Raw genomic sequence first — 12,373 nt, 5'->3', positions numbered from 1 at the left:
CGTCCAGCGGCGCGCAGAAAGCCTTGCCAGCCGATCATTACGGCCTATGCTGCACCGGAACAATGAGGGTGCTGCAGTGCAGAATAATCCGAACACCACGCTTGTCACGGCAAAAGCGCCCATCGCGAATAATACGCATGGCGGGCGCGCGAAATGTCTGCAGCGGTTGGTGCGGCTTGATCTGCCGGTGCCGCGCACCGTGGCCCTCTCCTTTGACGCGGTGCAGCGGATCGCGCGGGGCGAGTTGCCGGATATCACGGCGATTGTCTCGCAGTTTCCCGACGGTACCTTGCTCTGTGTCCGCCCCTCGTCTCAGGACCCTGACTGGGGTGGGCCGGGGGCTGTGCTGAACATCGGTATGAATAGAACCCGGCTGGATGCGCTCAAAGGCCGCTTGGGCGCTGATGCTGCACGCGCGATTTACACGCGGTTCGTGCAGAATTACGCGGTGGATGTCGCGCGCCTCGACCCGGATGTGTTCGAGGATGTGCAGGGGGAAGGATGTGAAGGGTTGACCGAAGCCCTGCGCGCCTATGAAGCGGAGTTGGAAGAGCCGTTTCCGAACGACCCTGCGGAGCAACTGGCGGCTGTTCTGAAATCGATGGCCCGCGCCTGGGACGGGACGTCGGCGCGGTTGTTGCGACAGGCAAAAGGCGCGCCTGTGGATGCGGGGCTTGGCCTTGTTGTGCAGGAAATGGCGCTGGGGCTGGGGCAGGGGGAATGCGGGTCTGGTGTGCTGCAACTGGTCGACAGCGAGACGGGGCTGCCGCAGATCACCGGTCGCTACCTGAGCCAGAGCCAGGGGCGCGATGCGCTTGAAGGGGACGCAGCAGCGCTCTATCTGGGGCGCGACCCGCGGGGGCCGTCGCTGGAAGAACTGGCGCCCGACGCCTTTGCCGCTCTGAAAACCCATGCGGCCCTGATGCGCCACAAGCTGCGCGAAGAGATGCAGGTGGAATTCGTGATCGAAAACGGCCAGCTCTTCATCCTCGATGGGGTGCGCGTGGCCCGGTCCAGCCAGGCGGCGGTGCGGATCGCGGTGCAACTGGCCGAAGACAAGATCATCCCACAGGCCGAGGCCCTGATGCGGGTGCAGCCGCGCACGCTGTCGGAACTGCTGCACCGGCAGGTCAGCCCGCTGGCCAAACGCGATGTGATCGGGCGGGGCATCGCGGCGAGCCCGGGGGCGGCCACCGGACAGATCGTCTTTACGGCGGCGGATGCGCAGGCCAGTGCGGCGCGGGGAGACCCTTGCATTCTGGTGCGCCGGGAAACGTCGCCTGAGGACATTCGCGGCATGCACGCCGCCCACGCTGTCCTGACAGAACGCGGTGGGATCACCAGCCACGCCGCCGTGATCGGGCGCGGCATTGGCCTGCCCTGCGTGGTGGGGGCGTCGAACATGCGGTTCAACCGCGGCAAGAAGCAACTGATCACCAAGGATGGTCGCGTGTTCAACGCGGGCGAGGTCATTACCATTGACGGTTCCAGTGGAGAGGTGCTGGCCGGTGCGCCGGAGATGCGCGAGGCAGCGCTTGATGAAAGCTTTCAAAAGCTGATGGATTGGGCATCGTCCTTCTGTGACATCGGCATTCGGGCCAATGCGGACACGCCGGCTGATGCGCAGACGGCACGAAACTTCAACGCCCAGGGCATCGGTCTGTGTCGGACCGAACATATGTTTTTTGAACCGGGGCGGCTGACGGTCATGCGCGAGATGATCTTTGCGGAGACCTCCGAAGATCGTCGTGCGGTGCTGGAGCGTCTGCTGCCAATGCAGCGGGACGATTTCACGCAGCTTTTCCGGATCATGGAAGGGCAACCTGTATGCATCCGGCTGTTTGACCCGCCCCTGCACGAATTCCTGCCGACGGATCGCGCCGGTCAGCGTGAATTGGCCGAAGCGCTCGATCTGCCCCTGTCGCATGTGACGCAGCGCATCGAAGCGATGTCGGAGTATAACCCGATGCTCGGGCTGCGGGGCGTACGGCTCGGCGTGACCGTGCCGGAAATCTACGAAATGCAGGCCCGCGCGATTTTCGAGGCCACGATTGCAGCCAGCGTTGAAGGGTCCGCGGTGGTGCCGGAGATCATGATCCCGCTGGTGTCAGCACGGCGAGAGGTGGAATTGGTCAAGACCTTCATCGACGCGGTGGCGGCGGCTGTGCGCAATGAAGCGGACATGGATTTTAACTACCGTCTTGGGGTCATGGTCGAAACACCGCGTGCGGCACTGCGCACCGCCGATATTGCGCCCCATTGCGCGTTCTTGAGTTTTGGCACAAACGACTTGACCCAGATGGCTTACGGTTTGTCGCGCGATGACGCGGGGCGGTTCATGTCCGATTACGTGCAGCAGGGGGTCTTTCCCGAGGACCCATTCCACGTGCTGGATACCGAAGGCGTGGGCGAATTGCTTAAACTTGGGGCAGAAAGAGGGCGGGCGGCACAGCCCGATGTCACGCTCTCCATCTGCGGGGAGCACGGGGGCAACCCCGAATCAATTGCATTCTGCCGAGACGCGGGATTTGATTATGTTTCCTGTTCTCCGTTCCGTGTTCCGGTGGCGCGACTAGCTGCCGCACAGCTTGCGATATTAAGCAATATGTAGTGTTTTTGTCCGCTAACATATTCAATATATAGTGTTTTCTAGGATGGCGTGTTGAGCGGTTGCGTGCCGACGTTAACCATCTTTACGGCCGTAAACTTTACGTCAACTTTTATTATCTGTAGAGCACGCCCATTGAAATGCCGTTGGGGGACGCGTCGTGCGTGTTATCTGCAAAACGATTTTATCGTTATCATTAGGGTTGCTTTTGGGCTTTTTTGTGGCCGATCCGGGCCTTGCCCGTCAGGGTGACCAATCTGAAAAATCATCTGAAGCTGACTTGCAAGCGGTGACTGTACGCCGGATGCAGGACACCACTTTGACCACACGAAAATCGGATCCGCTGGAGTTCTCGAAGAGCTGGGTTGATGCACAACCCAAGGCGCGGGGCGGTGACGAATTGCAATGCTTGGCGGAGGCGCTTTACTTCGAGGCACGGGGCGAGACCGTCAAAGGTCAGTTTGCCGTCGCCGAAGTTATCCTCAACCGGGTGCAGTCGGACCGTTTTCCGAGCTCGGCCTGTGGTGTGATCAATCAGGGCACAGGCAAAAAGTACCAGTGCCAGTTCACCTATACATGTGATGGCCACAAGGAAGTCATCTCCGAGCCACGCGCCTATGAGCGTGTGTCGAAAGTGGCACGCGCCGCTTTGGACGGCGTGGCACCCGAGCTGACCGAAGGGGCAACGCACTATCACACGACGGCGGTGAACCCGCGCTGGAGCCGTGTTTACACAAAAACAGCGGCCATCGGCGTTCACGTCTTTTACCGCCATACGTGGCGCACAGCGAGCAATTGACGCTTTCTGGTCTTGGCGCGCCGTTCTGAAGACTGTTAAAGGGCAGGCGTCGTCTATCGTGACGGCTGCCCGAATGTAACAGAAAGCCCGTCCGATGAGCTCCGAGATCAGACTTGCCTTTGCGCATCCATCCGAACGGTCGGAGGCGACCGCGGATGCCGGCCCGCTGGACCGAATTTCTCTGCGCGACTACATCGTCGAGGTCGAAATCGGCGCTTTTCAGGCCGAGCGGGGCGTGACACAGCGCATCTGTTTCAACGTCGTGGTTGAGGTGCAGCCCTTGGATGCGCCCATTGACGACGATGTGGACCGCATTCTCAGCTATGACAAGGTCACAGAAGCGATTGCATTCGAGTTATCAGATGAGCGGCTCAACCTGCTGGAAACGCTGGCGGAGCGGGTGGCGGAACGCATCCTGCTGGAACCACAGGCCATGCGGGCGTTCGTGCGGATCGAAAAACTGGACCGGGGGTCCGGCGCGCTTGGAGTGGAAATCGTGCGGGCGCGGCAGGAAACCGCCCCGGCACGGGTTGAAGAAGGTCCCGCCCCGCAGCCGGAACTGGTCTATCTCAGTAATGACGCCATCGCATCGGATCACCTGAAAGGCTGGATTGACCAGCTGGAAGCCTGTGGAAAACCCCTGATCTTTTGCGTCGGTGCCTCCGACACCGCCGCCCCGCAGGTCGCGCATAGAATGGCCCAACGCCGGATCGATCTGCTCGCCATTGAGCAAAACGCCTGGGTGCTGGCCTCCAAGGACGACCGCTGTGTAGTTGTGGACACACGAACCGAGCTCGACTGGGCGATGCGCAACGGGCAAACCTGCGTTTGGGCACCGTCGAAAATCGTGCTGGATGCGGTGGATGGACCCTCTGCACAGCCGCGCGACGCGGTGGCCCTGGCCGCATGGTTCGCGGCGACTTTTGACGCAGGCGAGATGATCGTGATTGGCGCAGACCTTCCGCAAGAGGCGTCTGTGCCCTTGCGCGCCATCTCCGCTCTGCACGCCACGCTCTGAGCTATGAAAGAGTATTTTCGGCCTATAGTTCAGACAGATATCGCCCGACCTTCAACTTCTCTTGAACTGGCAGGGGGGTGGGGATGGTTCACCGACGTCGAAGTGCTGTCGCGCAGTGCTGCGCCCCGCATCGTGCCTGCACGCGATATGAACGCAACCGCCCTTGATGCCCTTATCGCCCCACGAGCTCCTGTTGCGGGGCTGACCATGGATCGTCCGCGCGTCATGGGCATTCTCAACACGACGCCCGACAGCTTTTCTGACGGTGGCAAGCATAACTCTGTTGCTGCGGCGTGCGCCGGGGCTTTGTCTATGGCAGAGGCTGACATTCTGGACATTGGTGGCGAATCCACCCGGCCGGGCGCTGCTTTTGTGTCCGAAGAGGAAGAGATCGCGCGCACCGCACCGGCCATCGAGGCCATCCGCGCAGCGGGCGTGTCACAGTTGATTTCAATCGACACCCGAAAGGCCACCGTGGCCGCTGCCGCGCTGGAGGCCGGCGCCACGCTGGTCAATGACGTGTCCGGTTTCACTTTCGATGCGGACCTTGCACCGCTCTGTGCGGAACGCGGCGCGCCCGTTTGTGTGATGCACGCACAGGGCGACCCGGCCACCATGCAGAAAGATCCGCAGTACGACAATGTGCTGCTGGACGTCTATGACTTCCTCGATGACCAGATTGCCAGGCTGGTGCGGGCAGGGGTCCAACGGTCGCAAATCATCGCGGACCCGGGCATCGGTTTTGGCAAGACGCTTGATCACAATCTGTCCTTGCTGGCGCGGCTCTCGCTCTTTCACGGGCTGGGCGTGCCGATTTTGCTGGGGGTATCGCGCAAACGCTTCATTGGCACGATTGGCAAGGCGGAGGCGGCGGAGGACCGGATGCCCGGATCGCTGGCGGTTGCGCTCGCGGCGTTGAAACATGGGACACAAATTGTGCGCGTTCATGACGTGCCCGAGACCGTTCAGGCCATTGCACTCTGGCGCGCGAGCGTGGCAGGTTGCGCGCATGGATAAGCTCTTTGGAACAGACGGGGTGCGCGGCACCGCCAACACGCATCCGATGACGGCGGAGATGGCCCTGCGTATTGGGGCCGCTGTCGGGCGCTATTTCAGCCGGGACGGATCGAGCGTGCACCGGGTGGTGATCGGCAAGGACACGCGCCTGTCGGGCTATATGTTTGAAAACGCGCTGACGGCGGGCCTGACCTCGACGGGTATGAACGTGTTGCTCCTGGGGCCGGTGCCAACGCCTGCTGTGGGTCTTTTGACACGGTCGATGCGGGCTGATCTTGGGGTGATGATCTCGGCGAGCCACAACCCGGCGATCGACAACGGGATCAAGTTCTTTGGTCCGGACGGCTACAAGCTGTCCGATCAGATGGAAGCGGAGATCGAGGGCATTATTGCCGAAGGCGTCAATTCCGCTGAAGCCTCCGATATCGGGCGCGCAAAGCGGATTGACGACGGGCGTTTCCGCTATATTGAACGCGTGAAATCTTCTTTTCCTCGTCAGCAGTTACTGGACGGTCTTAAAGTCGTGGTGGATTGCGCTAACGGGGCCGCATATCGCGTCGCACCGGAGGCCTTGTGGGAATTGGGAGCGACCGTCATTCCGGTGGGTGTGGCGCCGAATGGGCACAACATCAACGATGGCTGTGGCTCCACACATCCGCAGATGGCTGCGGAAACGGTTGTGGCGCATGGCGCGGATGTCGGCATTTGCCTCGATGGCGATGCGGATCGGGTTATCCTGCTCGATGAGCGTGGTACGGTGGGAGACGGCGATCAATTCATGGCGCTTATGGCGTCGCGATGGGCGGCTGAAGGCCGATTGGCCAATGACGCCTTGGTTGCAACCGTCATGTCCAACCTTGGGCTGGAGCATTTTTTGACCGACAAGGGGCTGCGGCTGGAACGCACGGCGGTCGGGGACCGCTACGTTGTGGAGCGCATGCGCACGGGCGGTTTTAACCTGGGTGGCGAGCAATCCGGGCACATCGTGATGTCGGATTATGCCACCACAGGCGATGGCCTGATGGCTGGCCTGCAGTTTCTGGGTGAAATGATGCGCTCCGGGCAGCCTGCCAGCGCGCTTCTGGATAACTTTGAGCCGATCCCGCAATTACTTAAGAACGTGCGGTTTTCTGTGGGTCAAACCCCGCTTGAAGTTGAGAATGTAAAAGCAGCAATTACCCAGGCCGAGGCCGATCTGGCCGGACGAGGACGCCTGTTGATCCGGAAATCGGGCACGGAACCCCTGGTGCGGGTCATGGCAGAGCATGAGGACGCGGACCTGATGGAGCGCGCCGTTGATCGTGTGGTCGAGGCAGTGGCAGACGCCGTCTCTGTTTAGCAATGGCCCTACTTTTTTGAAAAAAGCCGTCTGAGCGCACCGTATTGACTCAATCCAACGCCGGCCAGGATCAGTACAAGGGCCCACAACAGCGATGGTGGCAGTGGTTCGCCCAGGATCAGGGCGCCGAGGACCACCGACCAGATGGGCACTTGGTAGTTGGTTAGCGACATGAACACCGGCCCGGCCCCGCGCACCACGAGCACGCGCAGCAAATTTGCCGCTGCGGTCGGGATGAGACCTAGCAAAACGACGACGATGATCGTCTTGCGATCCGGCAAGGGGGGTGGCCCCTCCACAATCAAAGCCATCGGCAAGACGATCATGGCGCCGATCAACAAGAGCACCGTTGACAGCCCGATGGTATCCACCGGCGGCAAACGGCGCATCAAGATTGAAGATACGGCATAACAGGACGCCGCCCCGAGGCAGGCCATCCTGCCTGCCGGTTCCATTGACGCGCCCGTTGTCTCGAAGGCCTGCGCGCCAATCAGCACGCAGACACCGACGAACCCGATGACGAAGCCCAGACTCTTGCGCAGGGTGAGCGCTTCACCGGGCACCAGAAAATGCGCAAGCGGCAGGACGATCAGGGCGACCGCAGCCATGGACACCCCCGCAAACCCGGAGGTTACGAATTGCTGGCCCCAGGCCAGCAACATGAAGGGCACGGCTGAGCTAAGCCCTCCGATGACCGTTGCAGCCGCCCAATCGCCGCGCGTCGCCGGGGCCTCGAACAGGCGAAAGCCCAAGGTTGCCCAGATGGCGGTCATGAGCAGGGCGGCAAAGCCGATACGACCCGCCGCAAGCCAGAACGGCGTCAACCCTTCCAGCGCGATCTCGGTCACCAGAAAGGTGCCACCCCAGGTGAACCCCAGGATACCGACCATCAGCCAGCTTTTGAGTGTGATGTCGGAGCGCGCGGTCATGTGAGTATTCCTGAAAAACGGGGCGAAAATCTCCGCCCCGTTCAAGCTAGCGTGTTCGGATCTGAATATGTTTCGATCCGGATCGAAGGATCAGTTCTTGGCCTTGTCGACCATTTTCCCGGCGGAAATCCACGGCATCATGCCGCGAAGGGTTTCGCCGGTGGCTTCGATCTGGTGCTCGTCGTTGATACGGCGCGTGCCTTTGAAGAACGGCTGACCCACGGCGTTTTCCTGCATGAAGTCACGTACGAATTTACCGGTCTGGATGTCGGTCAGGATCGCTTTCATTCGCGCCTTGGTCTCGTCATAGGGCAGGACGCGCGGGCCGGAGACATATTCACCGTATTCCGCCGTGTTGGAGATCGAATAGTTCATGTTCGCGATGCCGCCTTCATAAATCAGGTCGACGATCAGCTTCACCTCGTGCAGACACTCGAAATAGGCCATCTCAGGGGCATAGCCCGCCTCGACCAGTGTCTCGAAGCCCATGCGGATCAGTTCCACGAGGCCACCGCACAGCACAGCTTGCTCACCGAAGAGGTCGGTTTCGCATTCTTCGCGGAAGTTGGTCTCGATGATGCCGGAGCGGCCGCCGCCGATGGCGGAGCAGTAGGAGAGGCCGATTTCCAATGCCTTGCCAGAGCTGTCCTTGTCCACGGCAACCAGGCAAGGCACGCCGCCGCCTTTGGTGTATTCGCCGCGAACGGTGTGGCCGGGGCCTTTGGGGGCCATCATCACAACATCGATGCCTTCTTTGGGCTCGATCAGGCCAAAATGCACGTTCAGACCATGGGCAAAAGCAATCGCGGCGCCTTCGCGGATGTTGTCATGCACGTATTTCTTGTAGGTCTCGGCCTGCAGCTCATCGGGCATGGTGAACATGATCAGATCGGCCCAGGCGGCGGCTTCGGCGATGCCCATGACGGTCAGGCCTTCACCTTCGGCTTTGGCGGCGGAGGGCGAGCCTTCGCGCAGGGCAACGACGAGATTCTTTGCACCGCTGTCGCGCAGGTTCAGCGCATGGGCGTGGCCCTGGCTGCCGTAGCCCAGAATGGCCACTTTCATGTCCTTGATCAGGTTCACATCGCAATCGCGATCATAATAAACGCGCATATCGGCGGTCCTTTGAGTTGATTTGTCCTGCCGCGCACTGTACTGGCCGAGGTGCAGAGAAACAGCTATTCAGGAGCGACGATTTTCAGTTTGTTCGGGAAATTCATTCTTTGAAAAATGAAATTTCGTAAAATTCATGCTTGACGATGTTGACAGACGCCTCCTGCGCCACTGGCAGTCAGATGCCAGCCTCAGCCCTGCCGAGTTAGCCGAGCGGGTTGGAATTACTTCCGGCAAAGCAGCCCGGCGCCTGACCCGGATGCAGGAGATCGGCGTGATCGAAGGCATCAGTGCCGTGATCGACTGGGCCGCGTTGGGATATGCAGTTGAGGTCTCGCTGCGCATCACGCTGGACAAGACACAGGCCCGCGCCTTTGACGACTTCATTGAAGCCGCGCGCGCGGTGCCCGAGGTTACCGAAATCCAGACCTTCCTGGGTCGGGTGGACGTGCGGCTGAACATCATCGCCCGTGACATGCCGCATTATCAGGACATCTACCGTCGCCGCGTTCTGACCTTGCCACATATCGCCGATATCGAGGCGTTGATGCAGATCGCGCAGATCAAGGATGAAGAGGCGCTGCCGCTATGATCGATCTGGATGATCTGGACCGGGCCTTACTGCGCGCCCTGGCGCTGGATGCAACACAAAGTGCGGGCGCCTTGGGGCGCAGGCTGAGCTTGTCGCAACCGGCAACCTGGCGCCGTATCCGAAAGCTGGAGACGGCCGGTATCTTGACGGGACGGCGGCTTCGGCTGAACGCGGAAAAGCTTGGGTTCGGCGTTACGGTGTTTCTGGGCGTGAAACTGGCGACAAAAGGCAGGGTGAGCCTTGAGGATTTCGAGCGCGCCGTCAGCGCCATTCCCGAAGTGCAGCGGGTGGAGCATATCCTTGGCCTTTATGACTACCGGCTCCGCGTTGTCGCGCGGGACCTGCCGGATTTCGAACGGGTGCTGCGGCGGCGGATCATGACTTTGCCGGGCGTGGGCGAGGTCGAGGCGAATGTGCTGCTCAGCGAAGAGCGGCGCGCGGGCCCGATTGCCTAAGGTCGGCGTCGCGGGTTTCCTATTGGCTGCAAGCCCTGCCCGGAGGCCATGCTTGTATACCCAAGTAGACTTTGCCAAGCCCTCTGCGACAGGCTAGGTCTGACGCCAGATTAGGGAGATATCATCATGGCTGCACTGCTCGACACGGTTGATCCAATGGGATTGGAAGAATTCTCGGTGGTCTTTACCGATCGGTCGCTGAATTCCATGAGTGCGGCATTCCAGCAGGTCATGAACGACATCTCATCGATGTTGAAAGAAGTTTACGCCGCAGACGCGGTTGCGATCATTCCCGGCGGCGGCACCTATGGCATGGAGGCGGTTGCCCGGCAGTTTGCCCGCAACGCCGAAGTGGTGGTCGTGCGCAACGGTTGGTTCTCCTACCGCTGGAGCCAGATTTTCGAAACCGGCGGCGTGACGGCAAATACGACCGTGTTGAAAGCCCGCCAAAACGGCAATGCAACGCCGTCGCCTTTCACGCCTGCCCCGATCGAGGAAGTGGTGGAAACCATCGCCGCGCAGAAACCGGATGTGGTTTTTGCCCCGCACGTAGAGACAAGCGCTGGCGTGATCCTGCCGGATGACTACATCGCTGCGATGGCCGCCGCCGCGCATGAGGTCGGGGCGCTGATGGTGTTGGATTGCATCGCCTCGGGCTGTGCCTGGGTGGATATGCGCAAACTGGGGGTCGATGTGCTGATCTCGGCACCGCAAAAGGGGTGGTCGGCGTCCCCCTCCGCAGGGCTGGTGATGATGTCCGCGCGGGCAGAGGCACGTCTGGCCGACACCCAGTCTGACAGTTTTGCGATTGATCTGGGCAAGTGGCGCAGCATCATGAAGGCCTATGAAGACGGTGGCCACGCATATCACGCGACCATGCCGACGGATGCGCTGCGCGCTTTCCGCGACACGATGCTGGAGACCAGGGAATACGGGTTCGACCGCCTGCGCGAGGCGCAGTGGCGGCTGGGAGATTCCGTGCGCGCGATGCTGGCGGATAAGGGCATCGTGTCCGTGGCTGCCGATGGCTATGGCGCGCCCGGTGTGGTGGTCAGCTACACCGGCGATCCGGACATCCAGAACGGCAAGAAATTCGCCGCCGAAGGGATGCAGATTGCCGCCGGGGTCCCGCTGCAATGCGATGAGCCTGCGGATTTCAGAACCTTCCGCCTCGGGCTCTTCGGGTTGGACAAGCTCTATGATGTGGATGGCACGCTTGGCCGTCTGAAACGCGTGATCGATCAGGTACTCTGAGCGCTGGCGGCTTTCACACCCAGTCCCATCTGCATCAGCGTCTTGCGGACCGGGGCCAGAGAATAAAGCGCGTTCAGCCCCGCAGCCCGAGCGTCCCTCAGCAGGGGCGCCCGCATCTGGCTGGCACGGTTCAGCAGGTCAATCCCCTGCACCCGCAGCGCAATATCACTGTAGCGGGCCTTGTGATAGGCATCGAGCATCCGGCGGTCACCAAGACCTTCGGGCCGTTCCTGCGCGAGAGACAACAGTGTTGCGGTATCGGCAAGGCTCATGTTCAACCCCTGTGCGCCGATGGGGGGGACAACATGCGCCGCCTCCGCGATCAGCGCCAGACGCTCCCCGGACAGGTGTGTGGCCTGCTGGCTGATGATGGGCCAGATGCTGCGCGGCGAGGCCAGCGTCAGCGGGCCAAAAAGGTGACAGCTGCGGTCGGACATCTCGGCCTCGAAGGCGGCCACATCCATGTCATGGCGCGCTTGCGACAGCGGCCCGTCATCCATCCAGACCACGGCAGAGCAGGGCAGACCCTGCTGATCCGGCAACGGCACCAGTGTGAAGGGGCCACCCGTCCGGTGAATTTCGGTGGAGACATTCTCATGCGGGATCGGGTGGGTCACCGCAAAGGCAAGCGCCTTTTGCCCGTAGCGGGTGGTGCGCACGTCAATCCCGGCGGCTTGCCGCATCGGTGAGTTCCGCCCATCCGCAGCGATCACCAGCCTGGTCCGCAGGCGCGTCCCATCGCTCAGCCCCACACGGGCTTCGCTTTCGCGGGTAAACAGCGTCTTGGCCCCAAGCCCCGCGTGAAAGTGCACATTCGGGAGCTCGTCGAGCCTGGACATGATTTCCCGGCGCAGTAGCCAGTTGGGAAAGTTCCAGCCAAAGGGCTGGTCAGACAGATCAGCGGCGTCAAAGTCACGTGTGAGCCGCGGTTCCGGTTCCGCGCCGCCCGCGTCGACGATGCGCATGATCTGAAGGGCTGAGGCATGGGGCTCCAGCTTTTCCCAGAGGCCAGCGGCTTGCAAAACCCTGCGGGCCGGTTGCAGCATCGCGGTTGTGCGCATGTCTGCGCCCGTTGCCGCGCGTTCGGTCACGGGCGGGGCCGGGTCGATGCAGATGACGTCGAAACCGGCGGTGCCAAAAGCGGCGGCTGCCGTCAGCCCGGCAATCCCACCGCCGGAGATAAAGATGTCGCATTTTTGGTCAGCCATGCATGCTCCGCCTCCTGGGTGGCACCGTAATTCCGCGGCGT

11 protein-coding genes are annotated in these 12,373 nt (G+C 61.4%); 8 read left to right on the top strand and 3 right to left on the bottom strand.

From position 1 onward, the window contains the following. Nucleotides 1-46 precede the first annotated feature (46 nt). The 5 genes from Q1A07_RS02830 to glmM all read left to right on the top strand — a co-directional run bounded on the left by Q1A07_RS02830 (nucleotide 47) and on the right by glmM (nucleotide 6,781). Complete coding sequence (locus Q1A07_RS02830; RefSeq protein WP_299777635.1) at nucleotides 47-2,611, top strand: putative PEP-binding protein; 2,565 nt, start codon at nucleotides 47-49, stop codon at nucleotides 2,609-2,611. A 199-nt stretch (nucleotides 2,612-2,810) separates the two neighbouring features. Continuing rightward, entirely contained in the window at nucleotides 2,811-3,407 is a 597-nt protein-coding gene (locus Q1A07_RS02825; RefSeq protein WP_299777633.1) for a cell wall hydrolase, read from the top strand. 94 nt (nucleotides 3,408-3,501) lie between these two features. After that, nucleotides 3,502-4,425 (top strand): dihydroneopterin aldolase, encoded by a 924-nt coding sequence (locus tag Q1A07_RS02820; protein ID WP_299777631.1) that lies wholly within the window; start codon nucleotides 3,502-3,504, stop codon nucleotides 4,423-4,425. A gap of 3 nt (nucleotides 4,426-4,428) precedes the next feature. Continuing rightward, nucleotides 4,429-5,442 (top strand): dihydropteroate synthase, encoded by a 1,014-nt coding sequence (gene folP, locus Q1A07_RS02815; protein ID WP_299777629.1) that lies wholly within the window; start codon nucleotides 4,429-4,431, stop codon nucleotides 5,440-5,442. Next, complete coding sequence (glmM, locus tag Q1A07_RS02810; RefSeq protein ID WP_299777627.1) at nucleotides 5,435-6,781, top strand: phosphoglucosamine mutase; 1,347 nt, start codon at nucleotides 5,435-5,437, stop codon at nucleotides 6,779-6,781. Before folP ends, glmM begins: the two co-directional genes overlap by 8 nt. 8 nt (nucleotides 6,782-6,789) lie before the next feature. Here glmM and Q1A07_RS02805 read toward each other — a convergent pair whose 3' ends face one another. Beyond that, the gene (locus Q1A07_RS02805) at nucleotides 6,790-7,710 is read right to left on the bottom strand and encodes a DMT family transporter (RefSeq protein WP_299777625.1); all 921 of its coding nucleotides are present in this window, start codon (nucleotides 7,708-7,710) and stop codon (nucleotides 6,790-6,792) included. A 90-nt stretch (nucleotides 7,711-7,800) separates the two neighbouring features. Further along, a complete protein-coding gene (gene ilvC, locus Q1A07_RS02800; protein ID WP_298921224.1) occupies nucleotides 7,801-8,823 on the bottom strand; it encodes a ketol-acid reductoisomerase in 1,023 nt (340 codons plus the stop codon). Between the two features lie 136 nt (nucleotides 8,824-8,959). Between ilvC and Q1A07_RS02795 the strand changes: the two genes are divergently transcribed. From Q1A07_RS02795 to Q1A07_RS02785, 3 genes are all read left to right on the top strand, one after another. Continuing rightward, a complete protein-coding gene (locus Q1A07_RS02795) occupies nucleotides 8,960-9,415 on the top strand; it encodes an Lrp/AsnC family transcriptional regulator (protein ID WP_195822342.1) in 456 nt (151 codons plus the stop codon). Next, entirely contained in the window at nucleotides 9,412-9,870 is a 459-nt protein-coding gene (locus Q1A07_RS02790; RefSeq protein ID WP_299777622.1) for an Lrp/AsnC family transcriptional regulator, read from the top strand. Before Q1A07_RS02795 ends, Q1A07_RS02790 begins: the two co-directional genes overlap by 4 nt. 126 nt (nucleotides 9,871-9,996) lie before the next feature. After that, nucleotides 9,997-11,124, top strand: a complete 1,128-nt coding sequence (locus Q1A07_RS02785) for an aminotransferase class V-fold PLP-dependent enzyme (protein WP_299777620.1) — start codon at nucleotides 9,997-9,999, stop codon at nucleotides 11,122-11,124. Here Q1A07_RS02785 and Q1A07_RS02780 read toward each other — a convergent pair. Beyond that, on the bottom strand, nucleotides 11,112-12,332 hold the full coding sequence (locus tag Q1A07_RS02780; RefSeq protein WP_299777618.1) for a UbiH/UbiF family hydroxylase: 1,221 nt from the start codon (nucleotides 12,330-12,332) through the stop codon (nucleotides 11,112-11,114). The two genes, Q1A07_RS02785 and Q1A07_RS02780, sit on opposite strands and share 13 nt — an antisense overlap. Nucleotides 12,333-12,373: the final 41 nt, after the last annotated feature.

It is taken from the genome of uncultured Roseobacter sp. (genome assembly GCF_947492555.1).
Classification (GTDB): domain Bacteria; phylum Pseudomonadota; class Alphaproteobacteria; order Rhodobacterales; family Rhodobacteraceae; genus Roseobacter.
This window is presented reverse-complemented; position numbering and strand designations above follow the sequence as displayed.